The 23032-nt window shown below is 36.0% G+C and carries 20 protein-coding genes, 6 tRNA genes and 1 pseudogene; 1 reads left to right on the forward strand and 26 read right to left on the reverse strand.

The features are described 5' to 3' along the window. Positions 1 to 10 precede the first annotated feature (10 nt). The 6 genes from ON07_RS07200 to idi all read right to left on the reverse strand — a co-directional run bounded on the left by ON07_RS07200 (position 11) and on the right by idi (position 2767). Positions 11 to 84, reverse strand: a tRNA-Thr gene (locus tag ON07_RS07200). Between the two features lie 12 nt (positions 85 to 96). Continuing rightward, a complete protein-coding gene (locus tag ON07_RS07205; RefSeq protein WP_010229538.1) occupies positions 97 to 363 on the reverse strand; it encodes a hypothetical protein in 267 nt (88 codons plus the stop codon). Between the two features lie 46 nt (positions 364 to 409). Continuing rightward, entirely contained in the window at positions 410 to 1387 is a 978-nt protein-coding gene (locus ON07_RS07210; RefSeq protein ID WP_010229541.1) for a type I phosphomannose isomerase catalytic subunit, read from the reverse strand. Positions 1388 to 1391: 4 nt separating this feature from the next. Further along, positions 1392 to 1841 carry a peroxiredoxin gene (locus ON07_RS07215; RefSeq protein WP_010229543.1) on the reverse strand — a complete coding sequence of 150 codons (450 nt, stop codon included), beginning with the start codon at positions 1839 to 1841 and terminating at the stop codon, positions 1392 to 1394. Then, positions 1842 to 2252, reverse strand: a complete 411-nt coding sequence (locus ON07_RS07220; protein ID WP_010229544.1) for a 6-pyruvoyl trahydropterin synthase family protein — start codon at positions 2250 to 2252, stop codon at positions 1842 to 1844. It lies immediately after the preceding gene. Continuing rightward, positions 2249 to 2767: an isopentenyl-diphosphate Delta-isomerase gene (gene idi / locus ON07_RS07225; RefSeq protein ID WP_010229547.1), complete on the reverse strand. Its 519-nt coding sequence runs from the start codon at positions 2765 to 2767 to the stop codon at positions 2249 to 2251. The genes ON07_RS07220 and idi overlap by 4 nt, the downstream gene beginning before the upstream one ends. Before the next feature lie 160 nt (positions 2768 to 2927). Here idi and ON07_RS07230 point away from each other — a divergent pair, with 160 nt between their 5' ends. Further along, entirely contained in the window at positions 2928 to 4514 is a 1587-nt protein-coding gene (locus ON07_RS07230; RefSeq protein WP_010229549.1) for a peptide chain release factor 3, read from the forward strand. Between the two features lie 322 nt (positions 4515 to 4836). Here the strand turns inward: ON07_RS07230 and ON07_RS07235 are convergent, their stop codons facing one another. The 20 genes and pseudogenes from ON07_RS07235 to ON07_RS07330 all read right to left on the reverse strand — a co-directional run bounded on the left by ON07_RS07235 (position 4837) and on the right by ON07_RS07330 (position 22933). Continuing rightward, positions 4837 to 5151 (reverse strand): DUF3467 domain-containing protein, encoded by a 315-nt coding sequence (locus ON07_RS07235; RefSeq protein WP_010229551.1) that lies wholly within the window; start codon positions 5149 to 5151, stop codon positions 4837 to 4839. 122 nt (positions 5152 to 5273) lie between these two features. After that, positions 5274 to 9575: pseudogene (gene rpoC / locus ON07_RS14830) on the reverse strand (DNA-directed RNA polymerase subunit beta'). A 79-nt stretch (positions 9576 to 9654) separates the two neighbouring features. Then, positions 9655 to 13467: a DNA-directed RNA polymerase subunit beta gene (gene rpoB / locus ON07_RS07245; protein WP_010229553.1), complete on the reverse strand. Its 3813-nt coding sequence runs from the start codon at positions 13465 to 13467 to the stop codon at positions 9655 to 9657. A gap of 131 nt (positions 13468 to 13598) precedes the next feature. Next, on the reverse strand, positions 13599 to 13973 hold the full coding sequence (gene rplL, locus ON07_RS07250; RefSeq protein WP_010229555.1) for a 50S ribosomal protein L7/L12: 375 nt from the start codon (positions 13971 to 13973) through the stop codon (positions 13599 to 13601). 56 nt (positions 13974 to 14029) lie between these two features. Beyond that, positions 14030 to 14554, reverse strand: a complete 525-nt coding sequence (gene rplJ / locus ON07_RS07255; RefSeq protein WP_010229558.1) for a 50S ribosomal protein L10 — start codon at positions 14552 to 14554, stop codon at positions 14030 to 14032. A gap of 11 nt (positions 14555 to 14565) precedes the next feature. Then, positions 14566 to 15264, reverse strand: a complete 699-nt coding sequence (rplA, locus tag ON07_RS07260) for a 50S ribosomal protein L1 (RefSeq protein ID WP_010229561.1) — start codon at positions 15262 to 15264, stop codon at positions 14566 to 14568. A 19-nt stretch (positions 15265 to 15283) separates the two neighbouring features. After that, positions 15284 to 15721, reverse strand: a complete 438-nt coding sequence (gene rplK / locus ON07_RS07265; RefSeq protein WP_010229563.1) for a 50S ribosomal protein L11 — start codon at positions 15719 to 15721, stop codon at positions 15284 to 15286. A 74-nt stretch (positions 15722 to 15795) separates the two neighbouring features. Beyond that, positions 15796 to 16347, reverse strand: coding sequence for a transcription termination/antitermination protein NusG (gene nusG, locus ON07_RS07270; protein WP_010229566.1), 552 nt, complete (start codon positions 16345 to 16347; stop codon positions 15796 to 15798). 11 nt (positions 16348 to 16358) lie between these two features. Next, positions 16359 to 16556 carry a preprotein translocase subunit SecE gene (secE, locus tag ON07_RS07275; RefSeq protein ID WP_010229569.1) on the reverse strand — a complete coding sequence of 66 codons (198 nt, stop codon included), beginning with the start codon at positions 16554 to 16556 and terminating at the stop codon, positions 16359 to 16361. Positions 16557 to 16669: 113 nt separating this feature from the next. Then, positions 16670 to 16742 (reverse strand) — tRNA-Trp (locus ON07_RS07280). A 59-nt stretch (positions 16743 to 16801) separates the two neighbouring features. Beyond that, entirely contained in the window at positions 16802 to 17989 is a 1188-nt protein-coding gene (gene tuf, locus ON07_RS07285) for an elongation factor Tu (RefSeq protein WP_010229572.1), read from the reverse strand. Between the two features lie 59 nt (positions 17990 to 18048). After that, positions 18049 to 18120 (reverse strand) — tRNA-Thr (locus ON07_RS07290). A 111-nt stretch (positions 18121 to 18231) separates the two neighbouring features. After that, positions 18232 to 18304, reverse strand: a tRNA-Gly gene (locus ON07_RS07295). A gap of 57 nt (positions 18305 to 18361) precedes the next feature. After that, positions 18362 to 18443, reverse strand: a tRNA-Tyr gene (locus ON07_RS07300). A gap of 351 nt (positions 18444 to 18794) precedes the next feature. Continuing rightward, positions 18795 to 18868: transfer RNA gene (locus ON07_RS07305), tRNA-Thr, on the reverse strand. A 100-nt stretch (positions 18869 to 18968) separates the two neighbouring features. After that, on the reverse strand, positions 18969 to 19271 hold the full coding sequence (hpf, locus tag ON07_RS07310; RefSeq protein ID WP_010229575.1) for a ribosome hibernation-promoting factor, HPF/YfiA family: 303 nt from the start codon (positions 19269 to 19271) through the stop codon (positions 18969 to 18971). Positions 19272 to 19308: 37 nt separating this feature from the next. Beyond that, the gene (locus ON07_RS07315; RefSeq protein ID WP_010229576.1) at positions 19309 to 20196 is read right to left on the reverse strand and encodes a tyrosine-type recombinase/integrase; all 888 of its coding nucleotides are present in this window, start codon (positions 20194 to 20196) and stop codon (positions 19309 to 19311) included. Positions 20197 to 20352: 156 nt separating this feature from the next. Further along, positions 20353 to 20547 (reverse strand): 30S ribosomal protein S21, encoded by a 195-nt coding sequence (gene rpsU / locus ON07_RS07320; protein ID WP_010229578.1) that lies wholly within the window; start codon positions 20545 to 20547, stop codon positions 20353 to 20355. 196 nt (positions 20548 to 20743) lie between these two features. Next, on the reverse strand, positions 20744 to 21913 hold the full coding sequence (locus ON07_RS07325) for an acyl-CoA dehydrogenase family protein (RefSeq protein WP_010229580.1): 1170 nt from the start codon (positions 21911 to 21913) through the stop codon (positions 20744 to 20746). A gap of 141 nt (positions 21914 to 22054) precedes the next feature. After that, positions 22055 to 22933, reverse strand: coding sequence for a ComEA family DNA-binding protein (locus ON07_RS07330; RefSeq protein ID WP_010229581.1), 879 nt, complete (start codon positions 22931 to 22933; stop codon positions 22055 to 22057). Positions 22934 to 23032: the final 99 nt, after the last annotated feature.

The raw sequence follows: 23032 nt of genomic DNA on the forward strand, positions 1-23032 counted from the left end.
TTTTTTTTAGAGCCGATGGAGGGACTCGAACCCACGACCTGCTGATTACAAATCAGCTGCTCTAGCCAGCTGAGCTACATCGGCGTCTAATAAATATTATAACTTATTGATCTTCTCTACCAAAGCATTTGCTTTAGTTTCAAGTTCCTTTTCTATACCTTTAAAATGCTTCTTTTTATCTTCAACATTCTTCTGATTGATTTTAGCGATCAATTCGTCAAAAGCTACGATAGCTTCATCAACAATCGCCTCAGTTTTTTTAGGGTCTTGCTTAGGATCTGCTAATTGGTGGATATATGCAGCTTCAATAATATCTCCCATCACATAATTCACATCCCTTTTTAACAATCTCTTACTTGCCATATTTTCTAAATTTTAAGTTGCGAATTTAATCTATTTTCCAATAATACTACACACTTACCTCTAAAATTTTTGCTCCTGTACTATTTATTTTAATTTTTGAAGCAGAAGCCGGTATTAGTAAGGTTTCCCCTTGTTTCAAAATTTCGGGATTTCCATTTTCTAAGCTAACAATTGATTCTCCTTCCACTCCCATCAGTATTAAAAAACAGTCTTTTTCAGCATAATCTTTGCTAAACTCTCCTTCCACCGAAATAATGTTAGTCTTAAAATAAGTGGTATTTATTATTTTTGATGTAGCATTTGGCTGAATCTTATATGCTATTTCATGGCCATTTTCACTTGAAAGATCAATTGCTTCCAATGCCAGATCTGTATGTAATTCTCTTTTTTGCCCAGTTTCAGTTTTTCTATCCCAATCGTAAATTCTATAAGTAACATCCGAAGTTTGCTGAATCTCTGCCAGCATAACTCCTTTCCCAATGGCATGAACCAAGCCAGGAGGGATAATAAAAGCATCCCCAACCTGTACCTTAATTCTATTTAAAGCTCTAGGAAGAGCATTATTTTCAACTAATTCTACATACTTAGATTTTGAAATTGGCTCTTTAAAGCCTAAAATAAGTTCAGCATCCTTATCTGCCTGCACGATATACCACATTTCGGTCTTGCCGAATGAGTTATGCTTTTCCTTTGCAATCTTATCGTTAGGATGAAGTTGAATTGATAGGTTTTCTGCAGCATCAATATACTTTATAAGCAGAGGAAATTTAATTCCGAAGTTCTTAAACACATCCTTTCCAACCAATTCTTCTTTATATTTCTTTAGTAACCACTGAAGAGATTTGCCTTTTAATTTACCATTGGCAACTATAGAAGTATCATTTTCAAGATCTGATATTTCCCAGCTCTCTCCGGTTTTATTAGATACTGTGTTCTTATTGAATAAAGATTTCAACTTACTTCCACCCCAAATCTTTTCTTTAATTATAGGCTCAAATTTCAAAAGATACAATTCATTCCTCATCCTGTTATGTCTTAAGTTTTTCTAATGCTTTTTTGGTGTGAGATGCAGCATTTAGGTTGTTATACTGCATAATGAGCTTACCACCTTTATCAAACACGAAAGTTACTCTTCCCGGTAAAAGCCCCATTAATGATGGCTTCACCCCAAAGGCAGAGCGCGCTTTTTTATTTATATCAGATAAAAATATGAATGGTAATTTATATTTGGTTTTAAACCTTTTATGTGAAGCTTCAGAGTCGGAACTTATTCCAATCACTTCTGCATTCAATGCCTTAAAATCTTCATATTTATCCCTAAAATCACAAGCTTCCTTTACACAACCGGGAGTAAAGTTCTTCGGATAAAAATATACAACCAACGCTTTCTTTCCAGAGAATTTGTTTAATTCAAATAGTTGCCCAGATTCATCCGGAATACTAATATTTGGAATCTTATCACCAATTTTTAAATCCATTTACTCGCCCTTATAAGTTACAAAATTTCTTGGTGTTTCATATAGGGTTATACTAAGTTCTAAGCTCTGTACTAATTTTGGTCTTAATCTATTCCAAATAACAACAGCGATGTTTTCGGCGGTAGGATTTAGTTTTTTAAATTCTTCTACTTCAACATTTAAATTCTTATGATCTAGATACTCTTCTATTTCAGAAGCAATAAGATTTTTTAAAACCTTCATATCTACCACAAATCCTGTTTCCGGGTCTATATCTCCTTTTACAGATACTGTTAATTCATAATTATGGCCGTGAAAATTAGGGTTGCTGCATTTTCCGAATATATCCCGATTCTTATCATCATCCCAGTCCTTACGATATAATCTGTGCGCAGCGTTAAAATGAGCCTTTCTATGTACAGTTACTTTCATCGTTCTATAGATTGGTAATATTTTTCAAAAATAATTTTAAACCATTCGGTATATGCCGTTGGGTTATTTTCCATATCCTTGGCCACATCGTCTAGACCCACCCATTTCCATGCTTCAGCTTCCTCAGGATTCAATTGTGGTTGTTTATTATAGTTTCCAACCAAGATGTGGTCAAATTCATGCTCTGTCAAACCATTATCAAATGGCGCCTTATAAATGAAGGAAATGGTATCTTCTAATTCTGTAGAAAAACCCATTTCTTCCTGTAAACGTCTTTTTCCGGCTTCAATATTAGTCTCTCCTTCTCTTTGATGGCTACAGCATGTGTTAGTCCAAAGTCCCGGGGAATGGTATTTTGTTAATGCTCTTTGTTGAAGCATTAACTCCTTCTTTTCATTAAATATAAATACGGAAAATGCACGGTGTAAGAGTCCTTTTTCGTGGGCTTCCATCTTTGGCATTAAACCAATAGGCTCATCCTTTTGATTTACCAAGATCACTTTTTCTTCGGTCATAACTAAAATTGAAAACCAAAAATACAAAATAGCATCACCAAATCATAGGAAAAGTAGGTGCTAAGGACGGGAAATGCATTTTTAAATATTAAGATCCAAATCCCGGAACAATTCCCATTTCTAGATCAAAAATTTTATCTTTGCAGCCTTAAATAAGGATATGAAATTTACCGACGAGATAAAAAGAAGGAGAACATTTGGCATTATTTCTCACCCAGATGCCGGAAAAACCACTTTAACTGAAAAACTTTTACTTTTTGGTGGGGCAATCCAAGAAGCCGGGGCGGTAAAATCTAATAAAATAAAAAAAGGTGCCACTAGTGATTTCATGGAAATCGAGCGGCAGCGTGGAATTTCTGTAGCAACCTCGGTTTTGGCGTTTGAATATGACGGAATAAAAATAAATATTCTAGATACTCCAGGTCATAAGGATTTTGCTGAAGACACTTTTAGAACTTTAACCGCTGTAGATAGCGTTATTGTGGTGATAGATGTTGCGAAAGGTGTAGAGGAACAAACCGAAAAACTCGTAGAGGTTTGTAGAATGCGAAATATCCCAATGATCGTTTTTATAAATAAAATGGATCGTGAAGGAAAAGATGCCTTTGAACTTTTAGATGAGATAGAGCAAAAATTGAGCTTAAGAGTTACTCCTTTAAGTTTTCCTATTGGAATGGGTTACGACTTTAAAGGGATTTATAATATCTGGGAGAAGAATATCAACCTATTTACTGGAGATTCCAGAAAAGACATTGAAGAGACCATTGAAATCTCCGATTTGAAATCTGAAAAATTAGATGAACTTTTAGGCTCTAAAGCTGCTAATACTTTACGGGAAGAAATTGAATTAATAGACGGTGTTTACCCGAATTTTGATAATAAGGAATACTTAGAAGGAAATTTACAACCGGTATTCTTTGGGTCTGCGCTTAATAATTTTGGAGTACGAGAATTATTAGATTGTTTTGTTAGTATAGCACCAACTCCCCGTGCAAAAGACAGTGAAGAAAGAACTGTAGAACCTAACGAAAAACAATTTACCGGTTTTGTATTTAAAATTCATGCCAATATGGATCCAAAGCACCGTGACCGTTTAGCATTTATAAAGATAGTATCAGGAATTTTTGAAAGAAATAAACCCTATTTGCATGTGAGACATAGGAAAAATTTAAAATTCTCGAGTCCGAATGCATTCTTTGCTGAAAAGAAGGAAATTGTAGACACTTCGTATCCTGGCGATATTGTGGGATTACACGATACCGGAAACTTTAAAATTGGAGATACCTTAACTGAAGGGGAAGTGCTTAATTACAGAGGTATCCCAAGTTTTTCTCCGGAACATTTTAGATATATCAATAACGCTGACCCTATGAAATCCAAGCAGTTGGAAAAAGGGATAGATCAGCTAATGGACGAAGGAGTTGCACAGTTATTTACTCTGGAAATGAACAATCGGAAAGTAATTGGAACGGTTGGAGCTTTGCAATTTGAAGTTATTCAGTACAGATTAGAGCATGAATATGGTGCTAAATGTACCTATGAAAATGTAAATGTATTTAAAGCGACTTGGGTAGAAGTAAAAGATCCAAAAAGTGAAGAATTTAAAGACTTTAAAAGAGTGAAATCAAAATTCTTAGCTAAAGACAAAAGAGGACAATTGGTTTTCTTCGCCGATTCTCAGTTCTCTTTACAAATGACACAATCTAAATATCCGAGTATTAAATTTCATTTGGTATCTGAGTTTTAACAGCGACGTTTTTTTTATAAAAATATAAAACCCCGAAGGAGATCCTTCGGGGTTTTTGATAATCTTTAAGTACAAAATTTCATTCCGATCCCGAAAGCTTTCGGGAGATGAATCTCATTAATTCTCCAGAGATTCTTCACTCCATTTCATTTCGTTCAGAATGACAAGTTGAAGTGAGTTCATAAATAAAACCCTGAAGAAAACTCTTCAGGGTTTTATTTATAATTGAATGTGTCATATTGAGATTGTCGAAATATGATTTGAAATACAACTATTAAAACTTCTCGACTCCGCTCGAAGTGACATACTATACATAAAAAATTTAGGCCTGTCCAGTTGGGCCAAAATTCAATGGAATAGGCGGTTGCTCGTAATCCTTTATTTCACCATGTGCTTTTTCAAAACGCTTCACATTATCTCCCAAGGCCTTCAATAATCTCTTAGCGTGTTGCGGCGTTAAAATAATCCTTGATTTTACCTTGCTTTTGGGTGTTCCGGGCATTATACTCACAAAATCCACCACGAATTCTGAAACAGAATGATTGATAATAGCTAAATTGGAATAGGTTCCTTCAGCTATTTTTTCATCCAGTTCTATATTAATCTGTCCTTGTTTTGCATTTTTATCATCACTCATAATTTCAATAGTTTTGTCTAAAATAAGAAAATCTGCATTCAATCGGCCGAAGCGTCAAAAAATGCAGATTTCTTATGATTTATTTCCTGTCCCACTTTTCAGCAAAACAGGAAACGAATTTATTAATTATAGTTTACTTCCTGCTTTTTCTCCATCATTTCGTTAAGATCCTCTTTAGAACCAACAATAATGTTATCATAAGCACGCATTCCAGTACCTGCAGGGATCTTATGTCCAACGATAACGTTCTCCTTAAGTCCTTCTAGGTAATCTATCTTACCGGCTACCGCTGCCTCATTTAACACCTTCGTAGTTTCCTGGAAGGAAGCTGCAGAGATGAATGATTTAGTTTGTAGGGAAGCTCTTGTTATACCTTGTAGAATTGGTGTTGCTGTTGCATTTACCGCATCTCTAGCTGTAGCAAGTTCTTTATCCTCTCTTCTTAAAGATGAATTCTCATCTCTTAGTTCACGAACACTTACAAGCTGACCCGCTTTCAGTTTAGTAGACTCTCCTGGATTTTCAATTACCTTCAATCCAAATAGATTGTCATTTTCTTCAATGAAGTCTGACTTATGGATTAATTGGTTCTCTAAGAAAATAGTATCCCCAGAATCTACGATTCTTACTTTACGCATCATTTGTCTTACAACAACTTCAAAGTGCTTGTCGTTAATCTTCACCCCTTGTAAACGATATACTTCTTGTACTTCATTCACCAAGTATTGCTGAACCGCGTTTGGTCCTTTAATACTCAAGATGTCTTCCGGAGTAATAGATCCATCAGATAATGGCATTCCCGCACGTACGTAATCGTTCTCCTGAACTAGAATCTGGTTAGAAAGTTTAACTAAATACTTTTTAACTTCTCCTAATTTAGACTCAACGATAATCTCACGGTTACCTCTTTTGATCTTACCAAAAGAAATCACACCATCTATCTCACTAACAACTGCAGGGTTAGAAGGGTTACGCGCTTCGAATAATTCGGTTACACGTGGAAGACCTCCTGTAATATCCCCGGCTTTAGAAGATTTTCTAGGTATTTTAACCAAAATCTTACCAACCTTGATCTTTTCATCTTTATCTACCATAAGGTGAGCCCCAACCGGTAGGTTATAAGAACGAATAACTTCATCCTTCTTACCTAAAATAAGTAAGGTTGGAATCATTTTCTTGTTCTTAGAATCTGAAATTACTTTTTCCTGGAATCCGGTTTGCTCATCTATTTCAACTTGGTAGGTATATCCTTGTTCGATATTCTCGTACTTAATCTTACCAGCAAATTCTGAAATGATCACCCCGTTATAAGGATCCCACTGACAAACAACATCATTAGCTTCACAGTGTCGCCACTCTTAATAAAGATTTGAGAACCATAAGGGATGTTATTAGTACTAAGTACAACTCCGGTTTTCTTATCCTTTACTTTAAGCTCTGAAGTTCTAGAGATCACGATATCGGTAATACTTCCATCTGGACCTTCACCTTTTACAACCTTTAAATCTTCAATTTCTGCAACTCCACCAAACTTAACAATAAGTTTGTTTTCTTCTGAAATGTTTCCTGCAATACCACCCACGTGGAAGGTACGTAGTGTAAGTTGTGTTCCCGGCTCTCCAATAGATTGCGCAGCAACAACACCTACAGCTTCTCCACGTTGCACCAATTTATTGGTTGCAAGGTTTCTACCGTAACATTTCACACAAATTCCTTTCTTAGCCTCACAAGTAAGAGCAGATCTTACTTCAACACTTGGAATAGGTGCTTCGTTTATTTTCTTAACAGCATCTTCAGAAATCTCTTCTCCCGTAGAAACTAAAAGTTCTTCAGTTAAAGGGTTATAAATATCATTTAAGGAAATTCTTCCTACAATACGTTCTCCTAAAGATTCTACTATTTCATCATTCTTCTTAAGTGGTGTAACTTCTACTCCTCTTAATGTTCCACAGTCTTCTTCATTAACAATAACATCTTGTGAAACATCTACCAATCTACGAGTTAAGTAACCCGCATCGGCAGTTTTAAGTGCAGTATCGGCAAGACCTTTACGAGCACCGTGAGTCGAGATAAAGTATTCAAGAATTGAAAGACCTTCCTTAAAGTTGGATAAAATCGGGTTTTCAATAATTTCTCCTCCTCCAGAGTTGGATTTCTTAGGCTTAGCCATCAATCCACGCATTCCGGTTAACTGACGAATCTGTTCTTTAGATCCACGCGCACCAGAATCAAGCATCATATACACAGAGTTGAATCCTTGGTTATCCTCACGGATACGCTTCATTGCCAATTCTGTAAGTCCTGCATTTGTTGCAGTCCAAATATCAATTACCTGATTATAACGCTCGTTATTGGTAATAAGACCCATGTTATAGTTACCAATGATTCCTTCCACCTGTTCGTTGGCTTCATCAATCATAGATTGCTTTTCTTCCGGGATAATAATATCACCTAAACTGAATGATAAACCACCTGTATAAGCGAATTTATATCCTAAAGTTTTGATCTGATCAAGGAATTCAGCAGTTTCAGCAACACTTGTTAACTTTAATACTCTTCCAATAATATCACGTAAAGATTTTTTAGTTAAAACCTCATTGATAAACCCAGCTTTTGCAGGTACTGTTTCATTAAACAATACTCTACCAGTGGTAGTTTCAATAACTTTCTTAACTAATTCTCCTTCTTCATTTAAATCTAGCGTTCTTATTTTTATTGAAGCATTAAGATCTACCATTTTCTCGTTGAAAGCGATAACAACCTCTTCTGCTGAATAAAAAGTAAGTCCTTGCCCTTTAATCTTCACTTCATCTGTAGATACTCTTTGTTTGGTCATGTAATAAAGACCAAGTACCATATCCTGAGATGGAACCGTAATTGGTGATCCATTAGCAGGGTTCAATATGTTGTGAGAACCTAACATTAAAAGTTGCGCTTCCAAGATAGCTTCTGGTCCAAGTGGCAAGTGTACCGCCATTTGATCCCCATCAAAATCGGCGTTGAATGCCGTAGTTGCTAATGGGTGAAGTTGGATTGCTTTTCCTTCAATAAGTTTTGGTTGGAATGCCTGGATTCCTAAACGGTGAAGCGTAGGAGCCCTGTTCAATAATACAGGATGTCCTTTAAGAACATTCTCTAATATATCCCAAACAACTGGTTCTTTTTTTGTCTATGATCTTCTTGGCAGACTTCACAGTTTTTACAATTCCTCTTTCGATTAGTTTTCTAATCACGAAAGGCTTGTAAAGTTCTGCAGCCATATCCTTAGGAATACCACATTCAAACATTTTTAATTCTGGTCCTACAACAATTACAGAACGAGCAGAATAATCTACACGCTTACCAAGTAAGTTCTGACGGAAACGCCCTTGTTTTCCTTTTAAGGAATCTGAAAGGGATTTTAATGGTCTGTTAGAATCTGTTTTTACTGCTGAAGACTTTCTTGTATTATCGAATAACGAATCTACAGATTCCTGTAGCATACGTTTTTCGTTACGAAGAATTACCTCTGGAGCTTTAATTTCCATCAATCGCTTTAAACGATTGTTACGAATAATAACTCTACGGTAAAGATCATTTAAATCTGAAGTTGCAAAACGTCCACCATCCAAAGGCACTAAAGGTCTAAGTTCTGGAGGAGTAATTGGCACAACCTTCATAATCATCCATTCCGGAAGGTTCTCTCTATTCTTATTTGCATCACGGAAAGCCTCTACAACCTGAAGTCTTTTTAAAGCCTCTGTTTTACGTTGTTTAGAAGTTTCGTTGTTCGCTTTATGTCTTAAATCGTAAGAAAGCTCATCAAGATCTATTCTTTTTAAAAGTTCTATCAAACATTCAGCTCCCATCTTAGCGATGAATTTATTTGGATCTGCATCGTCCAAATAAAGATTTTCTTGTGGAAGGGTGTCTAAAATATCAAGATATTCTTCTTCTGTTAAGAAGTCCATCTTTTTTACTGGTTCACCTTCAGCATTCTTTGCAATACCTGCCTGGATCACTACATAACGTTCGTAGTAAATAATCATGTCCAATTTCTTGGATGGAAGACCCAATAAGTATCCTATTTTGTTTGGTAAAGAACGGAAATACCAGATATGTGCTACAGGTACAACCAAGTTAATGTGCCCAACACGGTCACGACGTACTTTTTTCTCTGTAACTTCTACCCCACATCTATCACATACAATTCCTTTGTATCGGATTCTTTTATATTTTCCACAGGCACATTCGTAATCCTTTACAGGACCAAAAATTCGCTCACAGAATAACCCGTCACGCTCAGGCTTGTGCGTACGATAATTGATAGTTTCAGGCTTAAGAACTTCTCCTCTGGATGCCGCTAAAATGGATTCCGGGGAAGCTAAACCTATAGAGATTTTATCAAACCTCTGTTCTGTACTCTTTTCATTATTTCTAGCCATAATCAATGCTATCTAATTATTGTGAAAATCCTGTATTATAGGTTGAGCACTTTCGCACTACACCTATACTAACAGTATATTATTCTTCTAATCTAATATCCAATCCTAATCCTTTCAATTCGTGCATTAACACGTTGAAAGATTCAGGTAGTCCCGGCTCTGGCATAGGCTCTCCTTTTACGATTGCCTCGTAAGTTTTAGCTCTACCAATTACATCATCCGATTTTACGGTTAAGATCTCACGCAAAGTTGCAGAAGCTCCATAAGCCTCTAACGCCCAAACTTCCATCTCACCAAAACGTTGACCTCCAAATTGCGCTTTACCACCTAATGGTTGTTGCGTAATAAGAGAGTATGGTCCTATAGAACGTGCGTGCATCTTATCATCAATCATATGTCCTAATTTCAACATATAAATAACACCTACAGTTGCAGCTTGATCAAATCTATCTCCAGTTCCACCATCGTAAAGATGCGTATGTCCAAATCTTGGCACACCGGCTTCATCTGTTAATTCATTGATCTGATCTAATGTAGCACCGTCAAAAATTGGAGTAGCATATTTTCTACCTAATTTTTGTCCTGCCCATCCTAACACAGTCTCATAAATTTGACCAATGTTCATACGGGAAGGTACCCCAAGTGGGTTCAATACGATATCTACAGGAGTTCCATCTTCTAAGAAAGGCATATCTTCCTGACGAACGATACGTGCAACAATACCTTTGTTACCGTGACGTCCCGCCATCTTATCTCCAACCTTCAGTTTTCTCTTCTTAGCAACATAAATTTTTGCTAATTTTATAATTCCTGCAGGTAATTCATCTCCAACAGAGATCGTGAATTTCTCTCTTCTTAAGTTTCCTTGAAGATCGTTTTCCTTAATCTTGTAGTTATGAAGAAGATCTGCTACTAATTTGTTTAAATGATCATCTGTAGTCCACGTTCCTTGTGTAAGGTGCGTATAATCGTCTACAGAATTTAACATCTTTAGAGTGTATTTCTTACCTTTTGGCATTACTTCTTCCCCTAAATCGTTTATAACTCCTTGTGCAGTTTTACCTCCAACAATCGTAAACAATTTCTCGATCAATTCAGCTTTAAGAACATTGAATTTAGCATCATAGTTTTTCTCTAATGCAGTAACGTCCTCTTTATCCTGAACTCTTTTACGCTTATCTTTTACAGCTCTTGCAAAAAGTTTCTTGTTAATTACAACCCCTCTTAATGATGGGTGCGCTTTTAACGAAGCATCTTTTACATCTCCCGCTTTATCACCAAAGATCGCACGTAATAATTTTTCTTCAGGAGTTGGATCACTTTCTCCTTTCGGAGTGATCTTTCCAATAAGAATATCACCGGGCTTCACTTCAGCTCCAATTCTAATCATACCGTTTTCATCCAAGTCCTTAGTGGCTTCTTCAGAAACGTTTGGAATATCATTAGTAAGCTCTTCGTTACCTAATTTGGTATCTCTAACTTCTAATGAATATTCATCTATATGAATAGAAGTAAATACATCTTCTCTTACAACTCTTTCAGAAATTACAATTGCATCCTCAAAGTTATATCCTTTCCAAGGCATGAAGGCAACCTTCATGTTTCTACCTAAAGCAAGTTCCCCAGCTTCTGTAGCATACCCTTGACAAAGTACTTGACCTTTAGTAACTCTATCACCAACATTTACAATTGGTCTTAGGTTAATAGAAGTACCTTGGTTTGTTTTTCTAAATTTGATAAGGTTGTAAGTTTTAGAATCACTTTCAAAACTCACCATTCTGTCATCTTCTGTACGATCGTACTTAATGGTAATTTTTTCAGCATCTACATACTCAACTTCCCCTTCTCCTTCAGCGTTGATCAATACACGAGAATCTGTAGCCACTTGTCTTTCCAGACCAGTACCAACAATAGGAGATTCCGCTCTTAATAAAGGAACCGCCTGACGCATCATGTTAGATCCCATCAATGCTCTGTTGGCATCATCATGTTCCAAGAATGGAATTAACGAAGCCGATATGGAAGATATTTGGTTTGGTGCAACATCTATATAGTGGATCTCTTTTGGATCTACTACCGGGAAGTCACCTTCCATACGTGCAATAACCTTATCTGTATTTATAGTACCATCATCTTTTAAAGGAATGTTGGCCTGTGCAATCTTTTTGTTCTCTTCTTCTTCAGCACTTAAATAAATAGGCTCATCAGAAAAATTGATTTTTGCGTTATCTACAGTTCTGTAAGGAGTTTCAATGAATCCCATACTGTTCACTTTTGCAAAAACAGAAAGTGAAGAGATCAATCCAATGTTTGGTCCCTCTGGAGTTTCAATAGGACAAAGTCTCCCGTAGTGTGTATAGTGAACATCACGTACCTCAAACCCTGCTCTTTCTCTTGAAAGTCCACCTGGTCCTAATGCAGATAATCTACGCTTGTGGGTTATCTCTGCCAATGGATTCGTTTGATCCATAAACTGAGATAACTGGTTGGTTCCAAAGAAGGAATTAATTACAGAAGACAAGGTCTTAGCATTAATCAAATCTATAGGAGTAAACACTTCATTATCACGAACGTTCATACGCTCACGAATAGTTCGTGCCATACGTGCCAAACCAACACCAAATTGCTGAGAAAGCTGCTCTCCTACTGTTCTAACACGACGGTTAGATAAGTGATCGATATCATCTATCTCTGCTTTAGAGTTTATTAACTCTATTAAATATTTTACAATAGTGATAATATCTTCCTTGGTAAGCACTTGCTTATCCATTCCAATATCAAGACCAAGTTTTTTGTTCATTCTGTAACGACCCACTTCTCCTAAAGAGTAACGTTGGTCTGAAAAGAACAATTTATCTATAATTCCACGTGCAGTTTCCTCATCTGGCGGTTCTGCATTACGTAATTGACGGTAGATATGCTCAACAGCTTCTTTTTCAGAGTTTGTTGGATCTTTTTGCAATGTATTATGAATAATTGCATAATCTCCAGTAGAGTTATCTTCCTTGTGAAGCAAAATAGTTTTATTACCAGTCTCAAGGATTTCCTCGATATGATCTTTGTTCAATTCTGTATCACGGTCTAATACAATTTCATTTCGCTCAATAGATACCACTTCTCCAGTATCTTCATCTACGAAATCTTCATACCATGTATTTAATACTCTTGCCGCTAATTTACGACCAAGATATTTTTTAAGTCCTGTTTTAGAAACTTTTACTTCCTCTGCAAGGTCAAAGATCTCAAGGATGTCCTTATCTCTTTCAAACCCAATTGCACGGAAAAGTGTAGTAACAGGTAATTTTTTCTTTCTATCGATATACGCGTACATTACGTTGTTGATATCGGTAGCAAATTCTATCCAAGATCCTTTAAAAGGAATTACTCGGGCAGAATATAATTTTGTTCCATTCGCATGGAAAGACTGTCCAAAGAAAACACCAGGTGAACGGTGCAACTGAGAAACAACTACTCGCTCTGCTCCATTTATACAAAATGTTCCACTAGGAGTCATATAAGGGATAGTTCCCAAATACACATCCTGTACAATAGTTTCGAAATCTTCGTGTTCTGGATCTGTACAATATAATTTTAAACGAGCCTTTAACGGCACGCTATAAGTCAAACCACGTTCTATACATTCCTGAATGGAATATCTTGGTGGATCCACAAAATAATCCAGGAATTCTAATACGAATTGATTGCGGGTATCTGTAATAGGAAAGTTTTCCAGGAAAGTGTTATAGAGACCTTCATCTCCTCTTTCTTCTGATTTTGTTTCTAATTGAAAGAAGTCCTGAAACGACTTAATTTGGACATCCAAAAAGTCTGGATAATCAGGCTTGTTCTTTACAGAAGAGAAATTCAATCTTTCAGTTTGCGTTGCTAACATCAATGGACGGAATTATAATTTATATAAAATATGGGTGCGTTATAAGGCGTAAGCTTCATATACGCAAAAGGGTTTAGACCTTCGGGAGCTAGTCCCGAGGTCTAAACCTAAATATATTGCTTGTGCTAAGCTTATTTAAGCTCAACCTCGGCTCCTGCTTCTTCTAATTGTGCTTTTAATGCTTCAGCTTCATCTTTAGAAACTCCTTCTTTTACTGGTTTTGGAGCTTCATCAACTAATCCCTTAGCTTCTTTAAGTCCTAATCCTGTAAGTTCTTTAACCAATTTAACTACTGCTAATTTAGATCCACCTGCAGCTTTAAGAATTACATCGAATTCTGTTTGCTCATCGGCAGCATCATCACCACCACCAGCTGGACCAGCCATAGCTACAGCAGCAGCTGCAGGCTCGATACCATATTCATCTTTTAATATAGTAGCTAACTCATTTACTTCTTTTACCGAAAGGTTAACTAATTGTTCTGCGAAATCTTTTAAATCTGCCATTTTCTATCGTTTTAAAATGTTCTTTGTGTATAAATAATTATTAATAGTGCGCGTATTTATTTCTCTTCTTTTTCAGAAAGAGTTTTAAGAATTCCGGCTAATTTACCACCACTTGATTTTAATGCTGAAATAACATTCTTAGCAGGTGATTGTAACAATCCGATAATCTCTCCAATAACTTCTTCTTTAGACTTGATATTAACCAATGTCTCTAGATAGTCGTCACCAACATAAATAGCTTCTTCTATAAAAGCTCCTTTAAGTAAAGGTGTTTGAGATTTTTTTCTGAATTCTTTAATTACTTTCGCCGGAGCATTTCCAGTATCTGAAAGCATAATAGAGGTGTTCCCTTTTAAAACTGAAGGAAGTTCTCCGAATTCTTTATCGGAAGCTTCCATAGCTTTAGCAAGCAACGTATTTTTAACTACTGCAAGTTGTACGTTTGCTTTGTAACAAGCACGACGTAAATTTGAAGTACTCAAGGCGTTTAAACCTGAGATATCTGCAAGGTAAATAATAGAATTATTTGATAACTGCGCAGTTAAATCTTCAATTACTAATGATTTTTCTTCTCTTGTCATAATCTATAATATTATTGCTCAGTGAACCTTTTAGTATCAATCTCAACACTTGGGCTCATTGTAGAAGAAAGGTATATACTCTTAATATATACTCCCTTTGCAGCCACTGGTTTCAACTTAACCAACGTAGTTAATAATTCTCTTGCGTTTCCAGCAATTTTATCTGCATCAAAAGATGCTTTTCCAATACCTGCGTGTACAATACCGAATTTATCAACTTTAAAGTCGATTTTACCAGCTTTAACATCTGAAACTGCTTTCGCAACATCCATTGTTACTGTACCCGTTTTTGGGTTAGGCATTAATCCTCTTGGTCCTAAAACTCTACCTAAAGGCCCTAATTTCCCCATTACACTTGGCATGGTGATAATTACATCTACATCGGTCCAACCACCTTTGATCTTATCAAGGTACTCATCTAAACCAACGTAATCTGCACCGGCTTCTTTAGCTTCAGCTTCCTTATCTGGAGTTACTAATGCTAATACCTTTACGTCTTTACCTGTACCATGAGGAAGAGTTACAACTCCTCTCACCATTTGATTTGCTTTACGTGGATCTACGTTCAAACGAACCGCTAAATCTACTGAAGGATCAAAATTTGCGTTGGTAATTTCTTTTATCAAAACTGAAGCTTCTGCAACCGAATACTGTTTCCCGTTTTCGATTTTAGATTGAGCTTCTTTTTGCTTTTTAGTTACTTTTGCCATTTTTAATATCTATTTTGGATTAAAACGGCGCTTGCCCTTTTACAGTTACACCCATAGAACGAGCAGTTCCAGCAATCATCTTCATAGCCGATTCGATTTTAAATGCATTTAAATCTTGCATTTTATCTTCAGCAATTGCTCTTACTTGATCCCAAGTTACACTAGCAATTTTCTTGCGATTAGGTTCACCCGATCCTTTTTTTGATTTTGCTGCTTCTAATATCTGCACAGCAGCTGGTGGAGTTTTAATTACAAAATCGAAAGACTTATCTTTAAATACTGTAATAACAACAGGTAATACTTTACCTTGTTTATCTTGAGTTCTAGCATTAAATTGCTTACAAAACTCCATGATATTAACTCCGGCAGCACCTAAAGCAGGTCCAACTGGTGGTGATGGGTTAGCAGCACCTCCGCGAACTTGTAGCTTAACAACTTTACTTATTTCTTTTGCCATTATTATTGTTTTTAGATGATAGTTTTAGAGTGGAAGCTTTAAAAACTATCAAAAATATATGTAACAGTAATTCTTTATACCTTTTCTACTTGCATATAGCTTAATTCCAATGGTGTTTTTCTTCCGAAAATCTTTACCATTACCTCAAGCTTACGCTTCTCTTCATTAATCTTCTCTACAGTTCCATTGAAACCATTGAAAGGACCATCTATTACTTTTATAGTTTCGCCAATAGTAAATGGTATCGCAACATTATCTGCTTTTACAGATAATTCATCTACTTTACCTAACATTCTATTCACTTCAGCTCTTCTTAATGGCACAGGATCTCCTCCTTTTGTTTCACCAAGAAAACCTATAACTCCATTAATTGTTTTTATGATATGAGGAATCTCACCTCCAAGATTGGCTAATACCATTATATATCCCGGAAAGTAAACACGTTCTTTAGAAATTTTCTTACCATTTCTAATTTGAATCACTTTCTCTGTAGGAACAAGTACTTCCCCAATAAAATCTTCTAAACCGTGATGAGAAATCTCTCTCTCAATATATTCTTTAACCTTATTTTCTTGACCACTTACGGCGCGAACCACGTACCATTTTTTATCCTTAACTTCTGCCATAGCCTTAAAATTTAAGATTTAATCCATTCAAAATATTGTTCAATAGCCGAACTAAATACGGTATCTACACCCCAAATAGCTAGTGAAAAAATGATTGAAAAAACAGCTACAACTACTGTTAATCTTTGAGCTTCTGCCCAAGTAGGCCATGTAACGTGATTTCTCAATTCGTTATAAGACTCTGAAATATAATTGACGATTCCTGCCATGGTTTTATCTATTTACACGAATTCTAATTTTAGCTTCAAACAAACTATAGTTACAATCCTGTGATTTTATATTTTAAAAAACAGTACCCAAACCGGGACTCTTAATTAACAAGCACGGGTTGAGAGACTCGAACTCACGACACCTGGTTTTGGAGACCAGTGCTCTACCAACTGAGCTAAACCCGTAAATATAAGTTTAGGTATCCCACAAAAAAGCAGGATACCTATAAACTTATGATTTATGCTTAGTCCAAAATTTCAGTAACCTGACCAGCTCCAACTGTTCTACCACCTTCACGAATTGCAAAACGCAAACCTACGTTCATCGCGATAGTTTGCAACAACTCAACATGAATAGTTAAGTTATCTCCAGGCATAACCATTTCTACACCTTCTGGCAAGCTAATAGTTCCTGTAACATCAGTAGTACGTACGTAAAACTGAGGACGGTAGTTATTATGGAATGGAGTGTGACGTCCACCTTCTTCTTTTTTCAAGATATAAACCTCTGCTTTAAACTTAGCGTGAGGAGTTACAGATCCTGGCTTAACGATTACCATTCCTCTAGAGATCATTGATTTTTCAATACCTCTTAAAAGAATACCTGCGTTATCTCCAGCTTCACCTCTGTTAAGGATTTGACGGAACATTTCAATACCAGTAATAGTAGATGTCAATTTTTGAGCACCCATACCGATAATCTCTACTGGATCTCCAGTATTAGCGATTCCAGTTTCAATTCTACCAGTTGCAACAGTACCACGACCAGTAATAGAGAATACATCTTCGATTGGCATAAGGAAAGGCTTATCTACATCACGTGCAGGAAGTTCGATCCATGAATCTACAGCTTCCATTAATTCTAGAACTGTATTTACCCATTTTTCTTCACCGTTAAGCGCTCCTAAAGCAGAACCAGCTATAACAGGTCCATTATCTCCATCATATTCGTAGAAAGAAAGTAAATCTCTTACTTCCATTTCAACTAATTCTAATAATTCTTCATCATCAACCATATCCACTTTATTCATGAATACAACGATTCTAGGAATACCAACCTGGCGTCCTAAAAGGATGTGCTCACGAGTTTGTGGCATTGGTCCATCTGTAGCCGCAACTACCAAGATAGCACCGTCCATTTGAGCAGCACCAGTAACCATGTTCTTCACATAATCGGCGTGACCAGGACAATCTACGTGTGCGTAGTGACGCTCTTTAGTAGAATACTCTACGTGTGAAGAGTTAATTGTAATACCTCTTTCCTTTTCTTCTGGAGCGTTGTCAATCTGATCAAAAGACATAGCTGCTGAAAATCCAGCGTCAGCCATTACTTTAGTAATCGCTGCAGTTAAGGTAGTTTTTCCGTGATCTACGTGTCCTATCGTACCTATGTTTAAGTGCGGTTTGGAACGATCAAAAGTTTCCTTTGCCATAATTAATGATTATTTATTCTTAGTTATATATTAGTGTTCAATTTTATACAAAATATAAGAGCCAACGACGAGAATTGAACTCGTGACCTCTTCCTTACCAAGGAAACGCTCTACCCCTGAGCTACGTCGGCAAAAAAGGCTATCTCCCACAAGCCACGCCTGTTGGAGATAAAGAACAGTTCTAAAACCGTTGTTGTCCTTAGAGCTAGAAGTCATGCAACTGCCCGACTACTTTTTCTTAGAGCGAAAGACCGGGTTCGAACCGGCGACATTCAGCTTGGAAGGCTGACGCTCTACCAACTGAGCTACTTTCGCAAAATCGAAACATCAAAATTGACATTTCTGTTGGATACATCACAATAAAGTGATTTGTGGGGAGAGCAGGATTCGAACCTGCGAAGACGTAGTCAGCAGATTTACAGTCTGCCCTCGTTGGCCGCTTGAGTATCTCCCCAATATTACCTTTCCAAAATTTCACAGAACCATTGAAATCTACACTTAAATGGCTTGCTTTTTTGAAGGTGCAAATTTAACGATATTTACTCCTTAAATCAAAACATTTATGGGAATTTTCTAAAATAAAATAAAGCTTATGCTCTATTAGACCCAGAATAAAATATTTACCCCTGAAAATAAAGCTCTACAAACCTGCAAATCTTCATTTCTTACTGTGATTTCAATTTTTCAAAGAGCCGATGGAGGGACTCCCTTCGACTACGTTCAGGATAAACTTCTTGCCCCAATTAACTTTTTATCTTTTTCAAAACTCAGTTAATCTCCTGATATAATTTTTCAACTTAAAAAGAGCCGATGGAGGGACTCGAACCCACGACCTGCTGATTACAAATCAGCTGCTCTAGCCAGCTGAGCTACATCGGCATTTCTATACTTTTTCAGCATAAAAAAGTCCGCTATTTCTAACGGACTGCAAATGTATACATTTTATTTATTTCACAAAAAGAATTTGAGAAAAAATTTATTAAACGTGAGCACTCATTTTTTCTTTCTTTTTTAATAGTTGACGTTGCAATGCGCTAACCGATTCATCTACACACTCTTCAAATTTTTTACATCTCTTTTTCACCATTATATCTCCACCCGGAATGCTTAACAAAATTTCAGTGATTTTATTTTCTTTTTCGCTTGTCTTTTGAACTTTTAAAAACACATCGGCATAAATAATTTTATCGTAGAAGTGTTCCAATTTATCTAATCTGTTTTGAATGAAATCGATTAATTTCTGATCTGCATTAAAGTTTACTGATTGCACATTTACTTTCATCTCCTATAAAATTTAATTAAACAATAATTTTTGATAATCAGTCCTTGTTTTCGCGGGGATGAGAACCCCTATACACTTTACTTAACTCTGCGATGTTGCTATGTGTATAGACTTGTGTTGACGCTAAACTGGAATGACCTAACAACTCTTTAACAGAGTTTAAATTTGCACCATGACTCAACAAATGGGTAGCAAAGGAATGCCTTAATATGTGTGGACTCTTTTTCACCTTGTTGGATGCTTCACTAAAGTAATTATTTATAATCCTATAAACAAGAGTTTCATATATTTTATCGCCTTTTTCTGTTAGAAATAATTCAGCTCTACCTTCGGTAACAACAGCCTTCCTGAAACCTAGATATTTATTAAGATGCCTGATTAGTTCAGGTAATAATGGAATATACCGCTCCTTGTTTCTTTTACCTAAAACCTTGATTAATCCATTATCAAGATCTAAATCTTGTAACTTTAATCCTACAAGTTCTGAACGACGAACGCCAGTAGCATAAAACATTGTAACAATTGTAATATCCCGAGAGGTTTTAAAAGTATCCGGCTCGATAGCCGAGATCACATCTGTAATTTCTTCTTCAGAAAAAGGAATTTGCACACTTTTCTTAGTCTTAAGCGCCTTGTGACTAGCCAATGGTGTGGCAACCAGCTGATTTGTTTTTACCAAATATTTATAAAATGATTTCAACGAAGCCACTTTCCGATTTACACTTCTATTAGCAACCCCTGAATTCACTAGATTTACAATCCAATTTCTAATTTGAGGATAGTTAACAAGAATTAAATCTTCGTGATCGAATTCTTCGACAATGAACTCTTTAAATGATTTCAGGTCTGCCTCATAGGCCTTCACCGTATGCGGGGAATATTTTTTCTCTAATTGAAGATATTCTAAGAAGTGAGATATAGGCATAAAAAAAACTGTTGGTAAACAAAGTTATAAAACTTTAACTCACCAACAGTAGTTTATCTTGGATACCCTTTAACGGGTTCGATGTAGTTTTCTATTCGATAGAAAGAAGACTTATCGAAACTAGATTTTTTAAAGGGTTTCCCCTAAATCAAATTTCTAGATCTCTTCCTTATCTCTTAAGTTCTGAATGTATTGAGCTTTTTGTAACTGGGCTCTATTCACAACAGAAGGCTTAGAAAATGCTTGTCTGCTTCTTAGCTGACGCATTGTTCCTGTTCTATCAAATTTACGTTTAAAACGCTTTAGCGCTCTATCGATATTCTCTCCGTCTTTAACTGGTATAATTAACATAGTATCACCTCCTTTCGTTAGAAATTAAAGCGCAAAGATAATTGATTTCATTAACCTCGCAACCTTTATTTAAATAATTTTATTTTATAAGCAAACAGCCCAAAATCTCTAGTGAGCAGCCGGCTTGTATTCTTTCTTATCGATAAGCATTTTGGCGATAATTAAAAATTATTTTCGCCAAAAATCATATTCAAGATTAATGTGCCGCTGGCTTATACTCTTTCTTATCGATAACCATTTTGGCGATAATTTCTCTCAAAATTTCTGATGTTCCTCCTCCAATTGGTCCTAACCTACTATCTCTAAGCAATCTTGCCATTGGATATTCTTCCATATATCCATAACCACCTAACAATTGCAAGCAGTCGTAAATAACTCGATCTGCCATTTTTGTAGACAGTAGTTTAGACATACTTGCCTCTTTCACCACATAAACCCCATCTATCATTCTTTTTACTATAGAGTAGTTAAATTCTTTACACATTTCAACTTCACTTGCCATTTCTGCAACGTTGTGTCTTAAAGCTTGAAATTTATCTATTGTCTTACCAAAAGCCATACGCTCACCCATGTAATTGATGGCATAATCTAAAGCAAACTCAGCTCTTGCATGTGCATTCACACCCATAATCAATCTTTCGAATGCGAAATGCTGCATGATATAGTTAAAACCTTTGTCTTCGTCCCCCATTAAATTAGCTGCCGGAATCTCTACATTATCGAAAGCGATTTCTGCCGTATCTGAGGCTCTCCAACCTAGCTTATCTAATTTAGTTGCAGAAATTCCGGGAGTATCTCTATCCATAAGGAAAATGCTCATTCCCTTTCCTCCTTTATCCGGACTCGTTTTAGCTGCAACTACTAGATAATCTGAGTAAATTCCGTTTGTAATAAAGGTTTTAGAACCATTGATTACATATTTATCACCTTTTTTAACCGCAGTCGTTCTCATGGCCGCAACATCAGATCCGCCAAAAGGCTCGGTAATACATAGACAACCTATTTTTTCACCGGCAATACTTGGTTCCAAGTAATTCTTTTTAATTTCTTCGCTACCCTCAACATTCAAATGAGTCATTGCTAAATATGAATGTGCCCACATGGCTGCTGCAAAACCTCCAGAATTAATTTTCTGAAGTTCCTCTAAGAAAATAACTGTATAAAATAGATCCAATTCTAATCCACCATATTTTTCCGGATATGTCAATCCAAAATATCCCATCTCTCCAAACTTTTCCCATATAAAACGTTCTATGGTTCCTGTTTTCTCCCATTTTTCTATGTGAGGCACTACTTCTTTTTTCAAAAATTCCTGAAAACTTGTTCTAAATGCTTCGTGTTCCTCGGTAAAATACATGCTATTCATAAAGTATAATTCTATAATATTAGGGTTGATATAAAACTAAAGAGAAGGTAAGTTCTGTAATTAATCTTCGGAAGTATATCTCAAAAAATTCATAGGAAATCAAAATGAACATCAATTAAGTGCTTACCTAATTCCGAATTCCTATTCTAAGGTCAAATATAACGCTATTCTATCTAATTTTTCTGAAGGAAAGTCCTTAATTTTTGCCAATTCTTCAAAAGTATAAATTTTTTCGTGAAGGGTTCTATAATCAACAATCTCTCTAGCCAAATCATAATCCAAATAAGGCACCGATGCTATTTCTAAAACTGAAGCATTATTAATATTGAATGTAACTACCTCTGTAGGAGCGAGAACATAAAAATTATTTAGGAGCTCTTTTCTTGTTTCAAGATTTAGTCCATAAACATCTTTGAGCTGAAGATCTGAAACGAAACCTCCTATTTTAGACCTATATTTTATAATTCTAGTCGCTAGTACTTCGCCAATTCCTCTTGTTCTTAACAACTCCTCCATTGATGCCAAATTTAGATCTAATTTTTCATTCTGTGAGTTGCTAGCAATCGTTTGAAGGCTCTTGCTCCTTACTTGCCGAGTATTTTTCACCCAATCTGGAAATTTAAAATATGGCGAAATTTGATTTAAAAGACTATCTGAAACCAAGGTAACCGTTTGAAAATCTTCAGCGGAATTCACCCATCTATCAGTATTACGGAAATCATGCAATCTATCTATTTCTTCAACAGACATTCCTAACATATAACCTCTATAATCTGTAATAAAATTGGGATTAAATGGATTTACCTTCACTTCAGCCTTTGCTAAAGCGACTTGCTTTAAAGAGTCTACTTGTTTTTGAAAGTGAGCTATTCTCGTAGAATCTTCTTCAGAAATAATTTTTTCAGTTTTAAAATCAGCAAAAAAATAGATTCCCTGAAGGACAATTATTAGCACTACCAATGAAAAGATCCCATTTCGCTGGCTCTTACTAAAAATAAAATGCGACTTCAAATTGCCCATGTGGAAAGATTATCATTCAAACGCGGACATTAATTTAAGTCATTTATTTAGAATTATCAATTCATAAATTGATGGAAAAGAAAAATCCCACATTGCTAC

The sequence above is a fragment of the Gillisia marina genome (assembly GCF_000258765.1).
Taxonomy (GTDB): Bacteria; Bacteroidota; Bacteroidia; order Flavobacteriales; family Flavobacteriaceae; genus Gillisia; species Gillisia marina.